The organism is Viridibacillus sp. FSL H8-0110 (assembly GCF_038003565.1).
In the GTDB taxonomy this organism is placed as follows: domain Bacteria; phylum Bacillota; class Bacilli; order Bacillales_A; family Planococcaceae; genus Viridibacillus; species Viridibacillus arenosi.
Genome location: NZ_JBBOPJ010000001.1, coordinates 1,141,288 through 1,159,838, shown reverse-complemented (window position 1 = coordinate 1,159,838; position 18,551 = coordinate 1,141,288). Strand labels below are relative to the sequence as shown.

Sequence of the window (18,551 nt, the reverse complement as noted above, 5' to 3'; positions counted from 1 at the left end):
TCTTTCAATAGTATACAAGAATCAGAAATTTTTTGCATTTGGTTTGTTGAAACCATATGCTTCAAAAAACTCTTCTCGGAAATCACCAAGTCGATCTTCACGGATCGCTTGTCTTACGTTTCTCATTAAATCTTGCAAGAAATATAAATTATGATAAGAAGTTAATCGGATTCCAAATGTTTCTTCCGCTTTCAACAAGTGACGAATATACGCACGTGAATAATTGCGACAAGTGTAGCAATCACAGTTCGGATCAAGTGGACCAAAGTCTCTTGCGAATTTCGCATTTTTGATCACTAATCGACCTTCGCTTGTCATGCATGTACCATTACGAGCAATACGTGTTGGTAATACGCAGTCAAACATGTCAATTCCGCGAATTGCACCATCGATTAATGAGTCAGGAGAACCTACTCCCATTAAATAACGAGGTTTTTCTGCCGGTAATAACGGTGTTGTATATTCAAGCATACGGTTCATGATATCTTTTGGTTCCCCTACTGATAGACCACCGATAGCGTAGCCCGGGAAATCCATAGATACAAGATCCTTTGCAGATTGCTTACGTAGCTCTTCAAATTCTCCACCCTGGACGATACCAAATAGACCTTGGTCTTGTGGACGGGCATGAGCTTCTAAACAACGCTCTGCCCAGCGAGAAGTACGTTCCACACTAGCTTTCATATATTCAAAAGTAGCTGGGAACGGAGGACATTCATCAAATGCCATCATAATATCTGCGCCCAGTGCATTTTGAATTTCCATCGCTTTTTCAGGGCTTAAGAATAGTTTATCACCATTTAAGTGATTACGGAAATGAACGCCTTCTTCTTCAATTTTACGAATATGGCTTAAGCTAAATACTTGGAAGCCACCCGAATCTGTCAAAATTGGACGATCCCAGTTCATAAATTTATGGAGACCTCCTGCTTCACGAACAATTTCGTGACCTGGACGAAGCCATAGATGGTACGTATTGCTTAAAATAATTCCTGCTCCCATATCTTTTACTTCTTCTGGAGACATTGTTTTAACAGAAGCTTGAGTACCTACCGGCATAAATGCTGGTGTCTCGAATGAACCGTGCGGAGTATGCACGATACCAAGGCGTGCGCCTGTTTGCTTATCTGTTTTAATTAGCTCATATCTGATTGCTTGAGACATTGATTAATTTCCTTTCTTTGCTTTTGGACGGATAAACATCGCATCGCCAAAGCTAAAAAAGCGATAGCGTTCTTGTACTGCGATATTGTAAGCATTTAATATTATTTCACGGGTTGTTAATGCACTTACTAACATAACTAGCGTTGATTTTGGTAAATGGAAGTTTGTGATTAAACCATCAATTGATTTGTATTCAAAACCTGGGTAGATGAAAATCGAAGTCCAACCACTATCAGCTACAATGTTACCATCATGGCGTTCTGCTATTGTTTCAAGTGTACGAGTAGATGTTGTACCTACTGCAATTACACGACCACCATTTCTTTTTGTATCATTGATAATAGTTGCTGTTTCTTCTGTTAGATTATAAAATTCAGAGTGCATTGCATGTGTTTCTATTGTCTCAACATTAACAGGACGGAATGTTCCTAATCCAACATGCAATGTTAAGAAAGCAACTTTAACACCTTTTGCACGAATTTCATCTAATAAGTCTGTTGTGAAGTGTAAACCTGCTGTAGGAGCCGCTGCTGAACCACGTTCTTTCGCAAAAACCGTTTGATAACGATCTTGATCATCTAATTTTTCACGAATATATGGTGGTAGAGGCATTTCTCCAAGTTGGTCTAAGATTTCATAGAAGATTCCTTCGTAGTTGAATTTAAATAGTCTTCCACCATGATCTAACTCACCTGTACACGTCGCTTTTAGCAGGCCTTCACCGAAAGTAATTTCAGTTCCTACTTTCACACGTTTTGCAGGTTTCACTAGCGTTTCCCATTCATCTTCATTTGACGTTTGTTTTAATAGTAATATTTCAACATGCGCGCCTGTTTCTTCTTTCACACCCATTAAACGTGCAGGTAATACACGTGTATCATTTAAGACAAGGCAATCACCTTCGTGTAGTTCTTCGATAATATCACGGAAAGTATGATGTGTCACTTCACCTGAATCACGATCTACTACCATTAAACGGCTTGAGGTGCGGTCTTCTAGTGGTGTTTGTGCGATTAACTCTTCTGGTAATTCAAAATCAAAGTCTTCTAATTTCATTGTTAACTTCCTTTTGTTTTATGTTTGTGATGGCAATGGATAGCCAAAATGCTCATAAGCTAATGTAGTCGCTAAGCGTCCTCTTGGTGTTCGCTGGATGAAACCAATCTGCATTAAATAGGGCTCATAGACATCTTCAATTGTCATTGATTCTTCCCCAATACTTGCTGCAATCGTATCTAAACCAACAGGACCGCCTCGGAAACGTTCAATCATCGTAGAAATTAATTTGTGATCGATATGATCTAAACCTAACGGATCGACTTGTAACAACTCTAGTGCAGCTTGTGCCATTTCTAGTGTAATATCCCCGTCTCCAATAACTTGAGCATAGTCTCTAACTCTTTTTAGTAATCGGTTTGCGACACGGGGTGTCCCACGGGACCGGCGAGCAATTTCTCTTGCTGCTATTTTATCAATGTTCACATCAAATAGCACAGCACTTCTACAAACAATTTCTGTTAATGAAAGCTCGTCATAATATTCCAATCTTAACAACACGCCGAAGCGATCTCGAAGGGGAGCTGATAATGCGCCTGCCCTTGTAGTTGCTCCTACTAATGTAAAAGGAGGTAAGTCAAGTCGAACAGAGCGCGCTGCAGGACCTTTCCCTACGACAATATCTAAACAAAAGTCTTCCATTGCGGGGTACAATACTTCCTCAATCGCTCGGGGTAGACGATGAATTTCATCGATAAATAGGACATCCCCTGGCTCAAGAGAACTGACGATTGCAGCTAAATCTCCTGGACGCTCAATTGCTGGTCCGCTCGTCATGCGAATTTGGACATTCATCTCATTAGCAATAACAGCCGCTAAAGTCGTTTTACCGAGCCCTGGAGGTCCGTATAAAAGCACATGATCAAGACTTTCTTCCCTCATTCTCGCTGCTTCGATAAATATCTTCAAATTGTCTTTTACTTTTTGCTGACCTATATACTGAACCAAATTTTGAGGTCTTAATGACTGTTCAAATTGTTCATCAAAATTGGATACTTCACTCGATACAACACGCTCGTCCATAACTATTCCTCCTTTCTTTTATTTTTGTTTTAATAATAGTTGTAAGGCTTTCTTCATATAGGCGTCAGTTGATGAAAGTTGATTATCTTCATCAAGTTGCGGTCGAATTTTCGTTAACTCACGCTCCGAATATCCCAATGCCGTTAACGCTAGTAAAGCTTCCTCTAATTCATGTTTATTCGGATTCACTCCGAATAGCGGCAATTCATCTTCTCCACTTGGTAACTCAACATTTTCAAGTAAAGCATCTAGTTTTCCTTTTAAATCTAGAATCATTTGGCGAGCAGTTTTCTTTCCGACACCTGGGAACTTTACAAGGAAAACTTCATCTTCTTGCTCAATTGCTTGAATAACTTGAGATGGGTTGCCACTTGCTAAAATGGCCATTGCTCCTTTAGGTCCAATACCTGATACTTGTATCAGTTTGCGGAATAGTTCACGTTGCTCTAACGATTTAAAAGCAAATAGTAGATGTGCATCTTCTCTTACGTGATGATGCGTATAGACTTGCAGTGATTCCTCTTGAACATGAAACGCAAACGGATTTGGCGTATATAATTGCCAGCCAATCCCTTGCTGCTCCATGACAATATATTCTGGAGTAACTCTTGTTACTTGTCCAATTATGTAGTCATACATGGCAATTCCCCTTATATTCAACGCTATGATTATAGCATATTATTTGTTACATTAGGATGTCGGACCTTTGTCCAAATGGCAGTAGAAAAAGATAGATCGCCTAAACGACCTATCTGAAGCTTTATTTGTCATTTTCTTTTCTCAAAAAAGACAAACACCTATTCTATTCCAGACTTCCACTATCATACCATAATTTTGGCCAAGATGAGAGCGCCACATTCGTAAATGCCACAAGTTCTTCGATGAAAGCCGCTTTGCGCTGTGTAGCAATGACATCAACATATAACCATTCTCTTAACAGCTCATTAGGATAACGAATCGCCAGTAATTGTTCTTTCGGAAATCCCTGCAAAAGTGGCTGCTCCTCTAAAAGTTTAGGCAAATTATAATCTACATGAGGAAGTACACGATGCATCCACATGATGATTTCATCTTCAGCATGACCAACTGCTGCTAAATCAAAATCAATCAAATACACCTTGCCTTTCTCCGTCATTAGAAAATTATGATGCACAACATCTCCATGCAAAATTGTTGTTTTTTTATTTTTTACTAGTTGCATACTTTTTAAAGCTTGTTCCGCATAAATAATAAGCTGATCTACAGCTGGGACGCCCAAAAACTGGGCTATTTGTTCTTTTTTAGCCTTGAATTTTGATAAACGATCCTGCCATTTTAACTGTAAATCATATTGTGGCAAAAATACCCCAAACTCAGGCCAATTAATGTCACTATTTGTTGCATGTAATTTATATAATAATTCTAACGTCTTAGTACGTTCTTCCATACGATTAAATTTTACCGCTCGCACATTAGATGCCCACGGTTGCACAATAGCAGTAGGATCATCACTTGCAATAACCGGTAATATATTCGGAAATTTAGCCTTTTTTAATTGTTGATGAACAATACGAACCTTGTCAGCCGTCCCTTTATTCGTGTAGCGTTTAATCGAATAATTATGCCCATTAATAGTCCATTGCCAAACGTTTGGCTTAACCCTCCTGAAAATACCGCTTTGATTCACATCAATTATAGTCTACAGAGGTTCTCGGCTGCGGGTACGGTTGTGGTTGTGGTTGCTGACAACCGCACGGAGAAGTATTCCAATTTGGCATTGGCATTGGCATTGGCGTTGGCATCGGCATCGGCATCGGCATTGGCGTTGGATAGAATTGCATTGGCATACTTGGCATCATCATGTCAGGTTGCTGCCATTGTTGTCCCTGAACCGGCCACTGCGGTTGCATTGATTGTTGCCACTGTGGCTGCATTGGTTGCTGCCATTCTGGTTGCATTGGTTGTTGCCATTGCGGCTGCATTGGTTGTAGCGGACCATGATGATGTCCCATAAATGGAGACTCATCAAATCCACAATCTCTAGTTGATTCAGGCATTTGCCAACCTGATGGGGGACTTGGTGGCATTCCGGATGGTGGACTTGGCTGCATTCCCATCGGTGGACTTGGCTGCATTCCCATCGGTGGGCTTGGTTGCATTCCCATCGGTGGGCTTGGTTGCATTCCCATCGGTGGGCTTGGTTGCATTCCCATTGGTGGGCTTGGTTGCATTCCCATTGGTGGGCTTGGTTGCATTCCCATTGGTGGCCAAGGCTGTTGATTTTGCCAATTTGGTACTTGCGGCATTGGCATTGGCATTGGCATTGGCATCGGCATTTGTTCTGCACCACCCCACTGCGGCATTCCTGACGGCGGACACGATGGCATCCCCATCTGTGGCCATGACGGCATTTCCGGTGGACATGGTGGCATCCCCATCTGTGGCCATGACGGCATTTCCGGTGGACATGGCTGCATTCCCATTGGCGGAATTGGTGGTGGTGGACTTGGTGGCATCTCCCCTGATGGGCTTGTTTGTATAGGTTTTGTTGGTTTAGTTTCTACTAACGGTTGAATAATTATTTCCTCCTCATGTTGTTCAACAAACTCTATACGTGTTTTGACTGGACGTTGTTGCACATGTGGATGCATATGTGGAATTGGTGCCGGCTCTACAATAGGTGCTTCTTTTACTGGGACATGTTTCGGCGCTTCTTTTACTGGTACATGTTTTGGTGCTTCTTTTACAGGATAATGTTTTGGTGCTTCCTTCACCGGTTGGTGTTTTGGTGCTTCTTTCACCGGGTGATGTTTCGGTGCCTCTTTCACTGGATGGTGTATCGGTGCCTCTTTCACCGGATGGTGTATCGGTGCTTCTTTTACTGGCTGATGTATTGGTGCTTCTTTCACTGGGTGCTCCTTATGTGAGTGATTCGGCGCTTCCTTCTTTGGTACAGCAGGCAAGAAAATTTCCATACCCGGTACGATATAATCCGGATTCGCCAAATGAGCATTTAAGCGTTTCAAATCTTCAAAAGAAATGCCATACTGTCTTGCGATTTTCCATAAAGTATCGCCTTTTTGGACCGTATGAGTGCGCATTTTTTTCCTCCTTCCGTCTTTCTATCATATGAAAAGCTTTCACAATTGGTCACCCGATTTTATATTTCAGTGAGTGCCTTTCATGTTACACTATGAGTTGAGAAGGGCAATTTATGCTTGTATTCGAGGTGATTTAGATGAAAAAATTATTAGGAGAAGAACGTAGAGATATTCTTTTAGACATGTTAAAGCAAGAGGGACAACCAATTACCGGTACTGAACTTGCTAAACGCACCAGCGTTTCGAGACAAGTAATTGTCAGTGATATGGCCTTATTAAAAGCACGTAACATACCGATTATGGCGACAAGCCAAGGGTATATACTATTTACTTCTAATGAAGATACAAACTGCAGTGAACGTCAGATTGCATGTCGTCATACATCTGCCGATACAGAAGAAGAATTAAATATATTTGTCGATGCGGGAGTCACAGTGAAAAACGTTACTGTAGAACATGCCGTATATGGAGAGATTACCGCTTCCATTATGGTCTCTAGTCGTCATGACGTTCAACAATTTATGCAAAAGCTTGCCGATACAAATTCGAATCTTCTATTGGAATTAACAGAAGGAATTCATATCCATCTTATTTCTGCTTCCTCTGAAGAAAAAATAAATTTTGCTATACAGCAATTACAATCGAAAGGCTTTTTAATTACGACAAATTAAATACCAGCATACAAAAAAACTCTTAGCAAAGATGCTAAGAGTTTTTTCTCGTATATCAGTCATGGCTATTTTGGTATATATAATAAGTGCCGAGTGATTTCACTGAGCATCCTAATGCAGATAGCTCATCCATCGCACCTCTCATCATTGGTGCATTTTCATCTTCTAACACGTCAACGATAAAGAAATAGTCACCCAGTCCTGTTTTTAACGGCCTTGACTCGATTTTACTTAAGTTGATTTGACGCCATGCAAATACGGATAGTACTTGATGTAATGCTCCTGAACGGTCATTAGGTAATGTAATCATTACCGTTGTTTTTATCTGTTCATCACGATGATCTCTTTCAATCCGTTGATTGGTTCTAGATAAAACAAAAAAGCGTGTATGATTAAAATGGAAATCATGAATATTATCTTGAACAATTTTTAAGCCATAAGTTTCTGCTGCCGAACTGTTACCAATTGCAGCAATACATTGATCGGGGTTTTCAGCTATATACTGTGCTGCCGCTGCCGTCGATGTCGTTGGATTTAACTGAATTCCTCTAAATCTGTAGTACAAATATTTATGACATTGAGCAAGTGCATGAGGGTGTGAATATATACCCTCAATACCTTCCCAATGATCAGCAAATTTTGGATTTACCATTAAATGTTGTGCAATTGGAGATAAAACTTCTCCAACTACATATAAATCCGCTTCATGATATAAATAGTCAATCGTTAACGGTACAGATCCCTCAAGCGCATTTTCTACAGGTACTACTGCTAAATCCACTTGATTGGATGCGACCGCTTCAATGCACTCTGGAATTGTTTTGTAAGGAATAAGCCATTCGTTTGGAAATAACTCTTGCGTAGCTAAATACGTAAACGTGCCTGTTGGGCCTAAATAAGCCACTCTATTTTCCCACTCTTTTGATGTCAATTCAAAAAAGCCCCCTTATAATGCTCCTGAACTAATTACCTCTGCTGACTCTACAAAATCTAATTTTTTTAGTTGCTGTATTAAATCATCTAACTCTATATCCATCGCTGTCACATCTAACGATAATGTCACGTTCGCTCTTCCTTGAATCGGAATCGTTTGGTGAATAGTTAAGATATTACAATGTGTTTCTGTAACAGTCGATAATAGACGTGCTAATGTCCCTTTACGGTCTTCTAGCTGTAAAAAAACAGTTAAAATACGTTCTTGAACGATAGAGTGGAAGGGGAAAACAGCATCTCGATATTTATAAAATGCACTACGAGATAAATCTACTTGCTTAACAGCATCCCATATTGATGAAACGGCACCTGTCTGTAATAAATACTTTGCATCAAGTGTCTTTTGCATGGCATCTGTCAGAACATCTTCGCGTACTAAATAATAGCGTTGATCTGCTACATTTTTCATCTCTTTTCCCCCTAAATTCTTACTCTATAAATTCAAATTCGAATTCAAGTAATCGAACAATATCGCCATTTTCAGCGCCACGTTCTCTTAATGCTTCGTCAACGCCCATTCCGCGTAATTGACGAGCAAAGCGTCGAATTGAATCTTCACGACTAAAGTCAGTCATTTTGAATAATCTTTCGATAGAAGAGCCGCTTAATACGTAAGAACCATCATCATCACGTGAAACTTCGAAGTCCGGACCTTGTGATTCATGTTTGTATAAAACAGTCGCATCCGTTTCTTCTTCTTCCACATCGTTCAATGCAAATTCAGGTGTTACTTCTAATAAGTCTGCTACAGCGAATAGTAATTCTTTCAATCCTTTACGTGAAACAGCAGAAATCGCGAAAATTCTCGCATCTTCTCCAACTTTTTCACGGAAAGCTTGTAAGTTTTCTTCCGCATCAGGCATGTCCATTTTATTGGCAACAATAATTTGTGGACGCTCTGTTAAACGTAGATTATATTGTTCTAATTCTTTGTTAATCGTTAAGTAGTCGTCGTAAGGATCGCGACCTTCCATACCAGACATATCAATCACATGCACGATTACGCGCGTACGTTCAATATGACGTAGGAATTGATGTCCTAATCCTACACCTTGATGAGCTCCTTCGATTAATCCTGGTAAATCTGCCATAGCGAAACTACGGCCGTCCTCTGTTTCAACCATACCTAAGTTCGGCACAATTGTTGTGAAATGATATGCACCAATTTTCGGTTTTGCTGCAGTAACAACTGACAGTAATGTTGATTTACCTACACTTGGGAAACCGACTAAACCTACATCTGCTAATACCTTTAACTCTAATATAACATTAAGTTCTTGTCCTGGCTCGCCTTTTTCAGAAAGTTCTGGCGCTGGATTTGAAGGTGTAGCAAAACGAGAGTTTCCTCGTCCTCCACGTCCACCACGAGCAATAACTGCCGTTTGACCATGCTCTACTAAATCAGCAATTACTCTACCATCTTCTTCAGAAGTTACGATTGTACCAGGTGGCACTTTTACATAATAATCTTCCGCATTTTTACCGTGTTGGTTTTTACTCATACCATGATTACCGCGTTCTGCTTTAAAATGACGTTTATAGCGGAAATCCATTAATGTACGTAGTCCTTCTTCAACGATAAAGATTAAGTCTCCACCGTTACCACCATCGCCACCTGCTGGGCCACCATTTGGTATAAATTTTTCGCGACGGAAAGCCACCATACCATCTCCGCCGTCTCCACCTTTAACAAACACTTTAACGTGATCTACAAACATTTAAATACCCTCCTTGCTTGCTTCTATGCAATAACACCAATCTTCATTTGTATAATGATTATTTTTAATCATTATGGATTGATGATCTAATTTTTCTTTGAATGGCTCCATATCCCATAAGCCTTTTAAATGAAATGAAATTTCTAATTGTTCTTGCGTTGAGTTGATATGAAGTGATAGATTTTGCTCTATATATGGGTTTAATGAAGAGTATACATAGGAGACAGTCCGCTCTAAATGTTCTTTGATCGGTCCATCTAATGCTATATCCACCTCAGAATCAACGTTACTTTGAATAGTTACTTGATAGGACGGATAACGCCATTTCAATGTGTGTAACCATTCAATCGTTTTTGGTAATCCTAATTGATTAATATTGAAAAAGATACGACATTGTTCGGCCACTCCAGAAATTACTTCCTTCGAATCCTCTACACGACCCATATCCAAATTAATCTTTATTAGTTGAAGCTGATTTAAAAAATCATGGTGTGCAAAGCGTAGCACTTCATTTACGGTGAGAGGCTTTTCAGTCATTGTACACACTCCTCCAATAAGATGTTCAGTCTTCAGTATACCAATTTTTCATCGGTTTTTCTCGCATTAGAAAAACAAGGCTTCCGCTAACTTGAGCGAAAGCCGATTTAGAACAGGAACTGGTTACTAAAAACATACTTTTTACCAGTGAATAATAAAAGCGCAATCGTGCCCGTTCACCTCCGAGAAGCGTTGGAACGCCCGAAAACGAAATTGTCTTTCCTACTTTCATTAGAGGAATTGAAACGACCTCGAGGGTGGCGCGAATGCCTGGACATGATTAAAAGATATATACTTGCTTATTCATTTAAAAAAGGACTGCAATAAATGCAGTCCTTAGCTTTTGAAATTAAGCTTCTTGAGCGACAGGGTATACACTTACTTTTTTCTTGTCGCGACCGTAGCGTTCAAATTTAACTACGCCGTCAACTTTTGCGAAAAGTGTATCGTCTCCACCGCGGCCAACGTTTTCACCTGGATAAATTTTAGTACCGCGTTGACGGTAAAGAATTGATCCACCAGAAACGAATTGACCATCGGCACGTTTAGCTCCAAGGCGTTTTGACTCAGAGTCACGACCGTTCTTAGTAGAACCTACCCCTTTTTTCGAAGCGAAAAACTGAAGATCTAAAGTTAATAACATCATCTGTTCCACCTCCTACATTTGGGAATATGATATCTGAATATATTGTCCGTAACTTTGCACAATTGTATACAACTGTGCAACCATTGTTTGAACAACTAATTGTAAGCGACTGTCTAATTCTTCATCTAGATTGGCTGGCAATGTGACGTGGAGATATCCACCTTCACCCTCTTGCTGAATTGTAGGTTCCACATTTAATAGTTGGTACATGGCATTAACAGTGCCGAAAGCAATTGCTGATGCGCCTGCACACACTAAATCTTTCCCTGATTCATCAAAATCTGCGTGACCTTTCATTTCAAATGAAGATACATGTCTTTTTTCATCGTGATTAATTGTTACTTGGATCATTTAATCACCTCACTATTAAGCGTTGATAGCTTCAACTACTAATTTAGTATAAGGTTGACGGTGACCTTGTTTACGACGGTAGTTTTTCTTAGCTTTAAGTTTGAAAACAACGATTTTCTTTTGACGACCGTGTTTTTCAACTTTAGCTGTTACAGTAGCGCCTTCCACGAATGGAGCACCAACTTTAACTGCTTCGCCACCTACGAATAAAACTTTGTCAAAAGTAACCACTTCACCATCTTCTGCGTTTAATTTCTCAACGTAGATTTCTTGGCCAGCTTCAACTTTGATTTGTTTACCACCAGTTTCGATAATTGCGTACATATCTGCACCTCCTCTTATAACTCAGACTCGCCCTCAATCAGGTGATCCCGAAAGATACTTAAAACCTTTTCAGCGCGGTTGTAGTAGCACGGGTGCTACAAACAATAACATTAAAATACTACCACATAGAAACTATTACGTCAATATATTCAACGCATACTTTTCAAATGCTTTAGTATATTTCCGATATCGCCATTCTTTTATATTTTGAAATAAAATAAAAAGAAATAAAAAGAGCAAAAATACCGATTTTGGTAATAATAATATACAGCACAGTAAAACCGCTAAACACGTAATAATCGAATACTTTAAAAAAAACTCATGTATTTCATATAGAGGTCGTTTTCCACTTAATAAGATTTCGATTATACGACCACCATCCAACGGCCAAATAGGCAATAGATTAATAAATAAAATAAAGAACTGTATGTATACCAGCGGTTCTTGAATCGCCCCTGGCATGAACAGAGCTAAAATCAAGAGAAAAGAAGTAGCTATCGGCCCTGCAGCCGCAACAACCAACCTATACTTTTTACGAATCAGCTGTGTTTTTGCAAGTCTAATTTCCCCTCCATAAGGCATGATCGTGCAGCCTTCAATTTTAAGCTTATATTTGTTAGCTGCTATTAAATGTCCGCATTCATGCCAAAGCAATGAACCGAGAATCATGGCATAATGTGCTACATTACCTGATAACAATAATATAATGATTATCGGTATCATTGTAGGATGTATCCGAAATTTCAATATGCTTAATTTCTCTCTCACTTCAACCACTCTTTTATCGCGGTTGAATCAAGCATAGTTCCTTTTTTCTCAACTTGTAAATAAAGACGCCCTGATGTTAAATTCGAAATTGTTTCTCCCTCCTTAACTGAGGTATACGGTAATATTGTCAATTCGTCTAAAAAGCCATACGTAACATTTTCTCCATTCTCATAAATAACTGTCATCGTTTTCCCAAGTGATTGCGTATGGCCAGTGAAAATGACAAGTCCATCTTGTTTGGCACGTATACTTATATTCTCTTTATAAGACAGTAAAGTACCGTTCGAGAACGGCTGTAAAGTGGAAAATGTAGCGAGCTCTCCCTCATATAAAGGAGCTGTAACAGTTATTGAATCAACTTCTTTAGCATCTGGATTAAGCAAACCCTTTGTCCAATTTCGTAGCACTACAAAATCTTCACCAGTACTTGTAATTTGCTTAATATTCGTCTGCATCGTGCCGTTTTTTTCAAGTGTTGAAATCATGACAACACAAAGTGTAATGAGGAATGCCAAAATCCACTTCAATTTATTCTTCAAACTCTTCACCTCATAGTATTCTTTATTGCAATATATGAGTAGAGAAGGTACTTCATTCATTTACATGTAATATATTAACTTTAATTAGAGAGAGAAATAAATTAAATTAATAGTACTTTTTTGTACTATCTCTGAAATTCAAGTTCTATTTCCACCTTACATATTCCCTACCAAACAAAAAGACTACTCATCACATTTTATGTGTTGAGTAGTCTAACTAATCGAGAACATTATTTACCAGGCTTCAAGGCTTGTCTATTATGGACGAGCATCTTCAGAACTTACTTAGAAAATAGTGATTTGAGTTTAGCGAAAACACCTTTACTCTCACCTTCTAAAGTCATAAGTGGAACTGATTCACCTAGGATTCTTCGCACGATATTGCGATATGCTAAAGCCGCTTGCGTAGTTGGCTCCATCACAATCGGCTCACCTTTATTAGATGAGCTAATCACATTTTCATCATCCGGGATAATTCCTACCAAATCAATTGATAAGTGTGTAGTAATCTCGTTCACATCTAATGTATCGCCTCGATTCATTAAATGTGGACGAATCCGATTAATAATTAATTTAGGCGGTTCTATTTCTTCTTGTTCTAACAGACCAATAATGCGATCTGCATCACGTACCGCTGAAATCTCAGGTGTTGTTACAACTATTGCTTTGTCTGCACCCGCAACAGCGTTTTTATAACCTTGTTCAATTCCAGCTGGACAGTCAATTAACACAAAATCATAATCTCTTTTTAATTCACCAATTAACTGCTTCATTTGTTGTGGTGTTACTGCTGTCTTGTCTGTCGTTTGAGCAGCTGGTAATAAAAACAATAATTCATCAAAGCGTTTATCTTTAACAAGCGCTTGGTGAATTTTACATCGTCCTTCAATAGCATCTACTAAATCATAAATAATGCGGTTTTCTAATCCAAGGATAACATCAAGGTTGCGTAAACCGATGTCTGTATCAACTAAGCATACTTTTTTTCCTTGAAGGGCCAATGCAGTTCCTAGATTTGCAGTAGTCGTTGTTTTACCAACGCCTCCCTTACCAGAAGTTATTACAATTGCTTCTCCCACATTAGCTTCCTCCTTTAAACGTTGACAGATTTGGTCTAAATAAACGCAAATCTTGCAAGCGGTCAATCGTAATATGACCATTTGAATGTATGTACGCACATTCCATTTCAGGTGTTTCGGACAAAACGGCTAATTCATTTGTCATAAGTTCCATCAAGTCAGCAATCAGTAGATGGGTTGCTTCAAGCCAAGACGCTGCTATAACTGCTTCGCGGTTGCCTTTTGAACCAGCATGAGCAATTCCTTTCAAACGCCCTAAGACGAAAATACTACCGCCTGCTTCAACTCTAGCGTTAGGATTAACATCTCCAACAACCACTAAGTCACCTTCTGCACGAATCGTTTGTCCCGATCGTACGATACCAACATAAGTAGCTGATCTGCTTTCTACCACTCTACGATTACTTTCCTCTACAGAAATTACATCGCTCTTAATCTTTGAAACTTTTAAATGCTCGGATTTCTGAACAATATGCAATATTTCTTTTAATTGTTCTTCATCACAATAACGATTTCCTAATTGAATCTGTACTTCAGCTTGACCTTCCATACCTTCTTCGGACACCTTACGCTTAAGTTCATCGATTAACTCTGAGTAAGCGCATTGATCGTCTAGTCGAAGCACAAGTCCATCCTTCGTACCTTTAATATAGACTAGCTGCTTTGTCGACAAATGCGTCACCTCACGATTTTTTATAAAATGGATTGATTTGCTTTTTGCAATACGCGCGCTTGTATTAAATATCTAAACGTCCAACCAAGCATAATTAGGAAAATCGAGTTCGCTATCATTGTTGGTATTAAACGCTGATTTAAAAATTCTGAAAATGGAATAGTCGTAAATGAAATTAATAAGAAAAATTGATGTAAGATAATCTCTAATAACGCGACTAATAGTAGCGATAATGTTGTTGTTACAAACAAATGCTGATGGATATATTTTACTGTAGAACCTGCTATAAAACAAATAAATGGGTACAAAAATGAATATAATCCAATAATATCAATGTAGAAGATATCATACAAGAGGCCAAAAATTAATCCATATAGCATAGCTCGTTTTCGATTGTAGTATATCGAAAGAAATATCAAATATAATATCAAAAATCTTGGTACTAAATAAGCTAATTCACCATTCCATTTAATCGGTGAGAATAGGGCGAATTCAGTTTCCAAAAAGAACAAAACAACAGCGACTAGAGGAATTAGAAAACGTACCATCATTCTCCATCCCCAGTCGTGTTAGTAGTAGTTTTATTTGTTTCGTCATTGTTTGTACTATTGCCATCAGAACCATCAATATTAATAGAATCTCTTTTCGCAATAATGACATGATCAAGCATAGAAAAGTTAGCAGCTGGTTTCACATAAGCAAGTTTTGTTAAACCATAATCATCTGTAGTAACTTTTGTTACTTCCCCAATTAAAATACCTTTCGGGAAAATACCACCTAAACCAGATGTCATAACTTTATCGCCCTTTTTCACTTTCAAACTAGAGTCAATACGTTTTAGTATTAATTCGTTACGCTTCTCATCAAAACCTTCTATTAGACCAAATACTTGTTTTTTATTTGCAACAACCGCTGATACACGATAGTTCGGATTATTGGTAGTCAATAACTCTACTTCTGATGTATACGGTGTCGTTTGCACGATTTTACCAATTAAGCCTTCAGATGTTCTAACTGCCATGTTGACTTTAATCCCATCCATCGTACCTTGGTCCAAAATTAACTTTTCTTCCCATTGATCTGGATTTCGTGCAATAACAGTTGCTTGAATCGGATTAAATTTCTTTAAATCCTCTTTTTTGTCAATTATAGCTCTTAGCTTGTCGTTTTCAATCTTCAAATCATTGACTTCGCCCTGCAGTACTGCAAATTCTTCCAAACGCGATTTTAATCTTTTATTTTCATCATACGTGTTTAATAATGCATCGACATTATTAAAGATTCCTGTTATGTAGTGAGCCGGTTTGGTCACTAGAGATTGTCCAAAACCGACTGTATCTTTAATAATTTGTTCAGGAAGCGAGGCGTTTTGACGATCGCGTAAGGAGAAGCTAATCAATGCCACTAGGAAAATTACGCCGACAAGCAGCAAAATTAATCGCTTATTCGAGAAAAACTGTGGCATTGCCTAAACCTCCTTAACCTTTCGTTTGTTGACGACGTACTAAATCGATATGATCTAACGCCATACCAGTACCAATCGCAACACAATCTAGCGGGTTTTCAGCAATAAATACCGGCATATTTGTTTCGCTACTGATAACTTTATCTAAGCTTTTCAGTAGAGCTCCACCACCTGTTAATACAATACCGCGTTCCATAACATCAGCAGAAAGCTCTGGAGGAGTTTGCTCTAATGTTTTCTTCACGCCGTCGATAATAGCAGAGATAGATTCACGTAATGCTTCAGCAATTTCGATAGAAGAAATTTCAATTGTTTTTGGTAAACCAGTTACTAAATCACGACCACGAATTTCCATGCGCTCTTCTGGACCTTCAGTGCTTGCAGAACCAATTTCCATTTTAATAGATTCAGAAGTACGTTCACCAATTGTTAAATTATATGATTTACGAATATAAGCTGTAATGGCTTGATCCATTGCGTCACCCGCAACACGTACAGATTCACTTGTCACAATACCACCTAATGAGATAACAGCAACCTCAGTAGTACCACCACCGATATCAACAACCATACTACCTGTTGGTTCCCATACTGGTAAGTTAGCACCAATCGCCGCTGCAAATGGTTCTTCAATTGTGAAAGCATCTTTCGCGCCTGCTTGACGAGATGCATCTATAACAGCACGTTGTTCAACAGATGTAATACCATAAGGTACACAAATCATCACATTCGGCTTTTTCCAGTTACCACCAGAAGATTTCATAGCCTCACGTAAATAATATTGAATCATAGTAGTAGTAATATCAAAATCAGCAATTACGCCATCTTTCATTGGGCGGATTGCTACGATTGAACCTGGAGTACGTCCGATCATATTTTTTGCATCGTTACCTACTGCTACGATTTCACCTGTTTTTGTATTTTTCGCAACTACAGAAGGCTCTCTGAGTACGATTCCTTTACCTTTAATAAATACCAATGTATTTGCTGTGCCGAGGTCAATCCCGACATCTTTCCCACCTAATCCAAACACTATTATGTTCTTCCTTTCTCTATAGCCATAACTTTCTTAGCTGTCATAAAATCATAAGTTTTATTATAACGGAAAGGAATGAAAAATTACAGTGTTACATGTACCCTTTCTCCTTTAAACTTATAAATTGGTGGTCCCCAATTATGACATGGTCTAAAAGCTCTATACCTATTATATAGCCGGCTTCCTGGATTCGTTTTGTAACTTCAATATCTTCTGGTGAAGGAGCGGGGTTGCCTGAGGGATGATTATGCGCACAAACAAGCGAAGCAGCAGAGCGTTTAACAGCTTCACGAAAAATTTCACGTGGGTGAACGATACTAGCATTTAAACTACCAATGAAGATCGTTTGCTTATGAATAATTTGATTTTTAACATTCAAAAACAACACTACGAAATGCTCTTGTAGTAAAGCAGTCATATCAGCCATTAAGTATGTAGCTGCATCTTGAGGAGATCGAATAGTATAGCGATCTTCTATTCGCTGTTGCGAAATTCTTCTGCCGAGCTCAATGGCAGCCAGCAGTTGAATCGCTTTTGCCTCCCCGATTCCTTTTACAGTCATGATTTCCTCAATGGCTGCATGCTTTAATTCGTGAAGCTGTTCGAAAGAAGTTAAAACTCGATTTGCAATATGTAAAACAGATTCTTCCTTCGTTCCTGTCCGTAATAATATTGCGATAAGCTCCTGGTTCGATAAACTCTCTGCTCCTTGTCGCTTTAATCGTTCCCTTGGGCGGTCATCTTGGTGCACATCACGGATCATCATTGGTTTAATAGTGTCAGTAGACATCGACTATCTCCCCTTCCTTTACATCGAGAATCTTTTTGTTAATTAGATGCTCTTGCAAAGAGTCAATTGGTAATCCCGCGACATTATCAAAATCACCCTCGATAGATTCCGATAAATTTGCCCCTAATCCTTGTATATTATAACCAATATCATGTTCAAAAGGTTCCCCTGTTTCAACATAATGTTCAATTATTTTTTGAGATAATTTTTTCATCGTTACTTTGGACTCAACTACAACCATTGTTAGCTGTCCAAGATATCTAACTGCGATCGCAGTCGTTACAATATGTTGACGATTTGATAGTTTAGCTAAATAACGATATGCAGCTTGTCTAGTAGTAGGGGGGCTCATAATTTCACCATTGATGCTAACGGTTCTTTTCGTAGAAATATATGCCTTATTATGCTCTACCATAAATTGACGCCACAAAGTCACAAAAGAACAGTACACAGTAAAATCCAAAGGTGATGTAGTTGAAGGATAATCAATGGCTACATGATGATACTCAACCTCATAAGGTATTTTAATGCGAGCAAAAATATCCTCAGCATTGCCTTTCGGGCTCACTAAAACAATAGTCGTTACTGGATTTAAAGTCATTTCAATTCCCTCCTTTTTTGACATCATAATCGAAATG

The 18,551-nt window shown here is 38.8% G+C and carries 23 protein-coding genes and 1 other annotated feature; of the genes, 1 reads left to right on the top strand and 22 read right to left on the bottom strand.

The window, feature by feature from the left end:
- Positions 1-21: 21 nt before the first annotated feature.
- From tgt to MHH98_RS05690, 6 genes are all read right to left on the bottom strand, one after another.
- A complete protein-coding gene (gene tgt / locus MHH98_RS05715) occupies positions 22-1,164 on the bottom strand; it encodes a tRNA guanosine(34) transglycosylase Tgt (protein ID WP_038187365.1) in 1,143 nt (380 codons plus the stop codon).
- A 3-nt stretch (positions 1,165-1,167) separates the two neighbouring features.
- A complete protein-coding gene (gene queA / locus MHH98_RS05710; protein ID WP_038187368.1) occupies positions 1,168-2,220 on the bottom strand; it encodes a tRNA preQ1(34) S-adenosylmethionine ribosyltransferase-isomerase QueA in 1,053 nt (350 codons plus the stop codon).
- An 18-nt stretch (positions 2,221-2,238) separates the two neighbouring features.
- Positions 2,239-3,243: a Holliday junction branch migration DNA helicase RuvB gene (gene ruvB / locus MHH98_RS05705; protein WP_038187371.1), complete on the bottom strand. Its 1,005-nt coding sequence runs from the start codon at positions 3,241-3,243 to the stop codon at positions 2,239-2,241.
- A gap of 18 nt (positions 3,244-3,261) precedes the next feature.
- A complete protein-coding gene (gene ruvA / locus MHH98_RS05700; RefSeq protein WP_038187374.1) occupies positions 3,262-3,882 on the bottom strand; it encodes a Holliday junction branch migration protein RuvA in 621 nt (206 codons plus the stop codon).
- A gap of 163 nt (positions 3,883-4,045) precedes the next feature.
- A complete protein-coding gene (locus tag MHH98_RS05695; protein ID WP_083669536.1) occupies positions 4,046-4,909 on the bottom strand; it encodes a phosphotransferase in 864 nt (287 codons plus the stop codon).
- Position 4,910: 1 nt separating this feature from the next.
- A complete protein-coding gene (locus MHH98_RS05690; protein WP_340712281.1) occupies positions 4,911-6,323 on the bottom strand; it encodes a LysM peptidoglycan-binding domain-containing protein in 1,413 nt (470 codons plus the stop codon).
- A gap of 137 nt (positions 6,324-6,460) precedes the next feature.
- On the opposite strand from MHH98_RS05690, the gene MHH98_RS05685 reads away from it, so the two are divergent.
- Positions 6,461-6,994 carry a transcription repressor NadR gene (locus MHH98_RS05685; protein ID WP_340712280.1) on the top strand — a complete coding sequence of 178 codons (534 nt, stop codon included), beginning with the start codon at positions 6,461-6,463 and terminating at the stop codon, positions 6,992-6,994.
- A gap of 55 nt (positions 6,995-7,049) precedes the next feature.
- Here MHH98_RS05685 and pheA read toward each other — a convergent pair whose 3' ends face one another.
- The 16 genes from pheA to MHH98_RS05605 form a co-directional block, all read right to left on the bottom strand.
- A complete protein-coding gene (pheA, locus tag MHH98_RS05680) occupies positions 7,050-7,925 on the bottom strand; it encodes a prephenate dehydratase (protein ID WP_340712279.1) in 876 nt (291 codons plus the stop codon).
- A gap of 15 nt (positions 7,926-7,940) precedes the next feature.
- Positions 7,941-8,396, bottom strand: a complete 456-nt coding sequence (locus MHH98_RS05675) for an ACT domain-containing protein (RefSeq protein ID WP_038187384.1) — start codon at positions 8,394-8,396, stop codon at positions 7,941-7,943.
- A 19-nt stretch (positions 8,397-8,415) separates the two neighbouring features.
- Complete coding sequence (gene obgE, locus MHH98_RS05670) at positions 8,416-9,705, bottom strand: GTPase ObgE (RefSeq protein ID WP_038187386.1); 1,290 nt, start codon at positions 9,703-9,705, stop codon at positions 8,416-8,418.
- Entirely contained in the window at positions 9,706-10,242 is a 537-nt protein-coding gene (locus MHH98_RS05665; RefSeq protein ID WP_038187388.1) for a Spo0B domain-containing protein, read from the bottom strand.
- A 349-nt stretch (positions 10,243-10,591) separates the two neighbouring features.
- Positions 10,592-10,885 carry a 50S ribosomal protein L27 gene (gene rpmA, locus MHH98_RS05660; RefSeq protein ID WP_038188306.1) on the bottom strand — a complete coding sequence of 98 codons (294 nt, stop codon included), beginning with the start codon at positions 10,883-10,885 and terminating at the stop codon, positions 10,592-10,594.
- A 15-nt stretch (positions 10,886-10,900) separates the two neighbouring features.
- Positions 10,901-11,239: a ribosomal-processing cysteine protease Prp gene (locus MHH98_RS05655; RefSeq protein ID WP_038187401.1), complete on the bottom strand. Its 339-nt coding sequence runs from the start codon at positions 11,237-11,239 to the stop codon at positions 10,901-10,903.
- A gap of 15 nt (positions 11,240-11,254) precedes the next feature.
- Complete coding sequence (gene rplU / locus MHH98_RS05650) at positions 11,255-11,563, bottom strand: 50S ribosomal protein L21 (RefSeq protein ID WP_038187403.1); 309 nt, start codon at positions 11,561-11,563, stop codon at positions 11,255-11,257.
- A gap of 13 nt (positions 11,564-11,576) precedes the next feature.
- Positions 11,577-11,653: a sequence feature (ribosomal protein L21 leader region), on the bottom strand.
- Between the two features lie 45 nt (positions 11,654-11,698).
- Positions 11,699-12,331: a site-2 protease family protein gene (locus tag MHH98_RS05645; RefSeq protein WP_340712278.1), complete on the bottom strand. Its 633-nt coding sequence runs from the start codon at positions 12,329-12,331 to the stop codon at positions 11,699-11,701.
- Positions 12,328-12,870, bottom strand: a complete 543-nt coding sequence (locus tag MHH98_RS05640) for a peptidoglycan DD-metalloendopeptidase family protein (protein ID WP_038187405.1) — start codon at positions 12,868-12,870, stop codon at positions 12,328-12,330. Before MHH98_RS05640 ends, MHH98_RS05645 begins: the two co-directional genes overlap by 4 nt.
- Positions 12,871-13,151: 281 nt before the next feature.
- Complete coding sequence (gene minD / locus MHH98_RS05635; RefSeq protein ID WP_038187406.1) at positions 13,152-13,949, bottom strand: septum site-determining protein MinD; 798 nt, start codon at positions 13,947-13,949, stop codon at positions 13,152-13,154.
- Position 13,950: 1 nt separating this feature from the next.
- A complete protein-coding gene (gene minC, locus MHH98_RS05630) occupies positions 13,951-14,622 on the bottom strand; it encodes a septum site-determining protein MinC (protein WP_038187409.1) in 672 nt (223 codons plus the stop codon).
- A 20-nt stretch (positions 14,623-14,642) separates the two neighbouring features.
- On the bottom strand, positions 14,643-15,170 hold the full coding sequence (gene mreD, locus MHH98_RS05625; protein WP_038188313.1) for a rod shape-determining protein MreD: 528 nt from the start codon (positions 15,168-15,170) through the stop codon (positions 14,643-14,645).
- On the bottom strand, positions 15,170-16,087 hold the full coding sequence (gene mreC, locus MHH98_RS05620) for a rod shape-determining protein MreC (RefSeq protein WP_038187412.1): 918 nt from the start codon (positions 16,085-16,087) through the stop codon (positions 15,170-15,172). Before mreC ends, mreD begins: the two co-directional genes overlap by 1 nt.
- 13 nt (positions 16,088-16,100) lie before the next feature.
- Positions 16,101-17,120 (bottom strand): rod shape-determining protein, encoded by a 1,020-nt coding sequence (locus MHH98_RS05615; protein WP_038187415.1) that lies wholly within the window; start codon positions 17,118-17,120, stop codon positions 16,101-16,103.
- A gap of 94 nt (positions 17,121-17,214) precedes the next feature.
- The gene (gene radC / locus MHH98_RS05610; RefSeq protein WP_076034349.1) at positions 17,215-17,913 is read right to left on the bottom strand and encodes a RadC family protein; all 699 of its coding nucleotides are present in this window, start codon (positions 17,911-17,913) and stop codon (positions 17,215-17,217) included.
- Positions 17,903-18,514 carry a Maf family protein gene (locus MHH98_RS05605; protein WP_051448774.1) on the bottom strand — a complete coding sequence of 204 codons (612 nt, stop codon included), beginning with the start codon at positions 18,512-18,514 and terminating at the stop codon, positions 17,903-17,905. The genes radC and MHH98_RS05605 overlap by 11 nt, the downstream gene beginning before the upstream one ends.
- Between the last annotated feature and the right edge of the window lie 37 nt (positions 18,515-18,551).

Excerpts from the sequence above, each read along its gene's own strand:
- tgt (WP_038187365.1), bottom strand. The coding sequence starts at position 1,164 with ATGTCTCAAGCAATCAGATATGAGCTAATTAAAACAGATAAGCAAACA.
- queA (WP_038187368.1), bottom strand. The coding sequence starts at position 2,220 with ATGAAATTAGAAGACTTTGATTTTGAATTACCAGAAGAGTTAATCGCA.
- ruvB (WP_038187371.1), bottom strand. The coding sequence starts at position 3,243 with ATGGACGAGCGTGTTGTATCGAGTGAAGTATCCAATTTTGATGAACAA.
- ruvA (WP_038187374.1), bottom strand. The coding sequence starts at position 3,882 with ATGTATGACTACATAATTGGACAAGTAACAAGAGTTACTCCAGAATAT.
- MHH98_RS05690 (WP_340712281.1), bottom strand. The coding sequence starts at position 6,323 with ATGCGCACTCATACGGTCCAAAAAGGCGATACTTTATGGAAAATCGCA.
- MHH98_RS05685 (WP_340712280.1), top strand. The coding sequence starts at position 6,461 with ATGAAAAAATTATTAGGAGAAGAACGTAGAGATATTCTTTTAGACATG.
- MHH98_RS05675 (WP_038187384.1), bottom strand. The coding sequence starts at position 8,396 with ATGAAAAATGTAGCAGATCAACGCTATTATTTAGTACGCGAAGATGTT.
- obgE (WP_038187386.1), bottom strand. The coding sequence starts at position 9,705 with ATGTTTGTAGATCACGTTAAAGTGTTTGTTAAAGGTGGAGACGGCGGA.
- MHH98_RS05665 (WP_038187388.1), bottom strand. The coding sequence starts at position 10,242 with ATGACTGAAAAGCCTCTCACCGTAAATGAAGTGCTACGCTTTGCACAC.
- rpmA (WP_038188306.1), bottom strand. The coding sequence starts at position 10,885 with ATGTTATTAACTTTAGATCTTCAGTTTTTCGCTTCGAAAAAAGGGGTA.
- MHH98_RS05655 (WP_038187401.1), bottom strand. The coding sequence starts at position 11,239 with ATGATCCAAGTAACAATTAATCACGATGAAAAAAGACATGTATCTTCA.
- rplU (WP_038187403.1), bottom strand. The coding sequence starts at position 11,563 with ATGTACGCAATTATCGAAACTGGTGGTAAACAAATCAAAGTTGAAGCT.
- mreD (WP_038188313.1), bottom strand. The coding sequence starts at position 15,170 with ATGGTACGTTTTCTAATTCCTCTAGTCGCTGTTGTTTTGTTCTTTTTG.
- mreC (WP_038187412.1), bottom strand. The coding sequence starts at position 16,087 with ATGCCACAGTTTTTCTCGAATAAGCGATTAATTTTGCTGCTTGTCGGC.
- radC (WP_076034349.1), bottom strand. The coding sequence starts at position 17,913 with ATGTCTACTGACACTATTAAACCAATGATGATCCGTGATGTGCACCAA.
- MHH98_RS05605 (WP_051448774.1), bottom strand. The coding sequence starts at position 18,514 with ATGACTTTAAATCCAGTAACGACTATTGTTTTAGTGAGCCCGAAAGGC.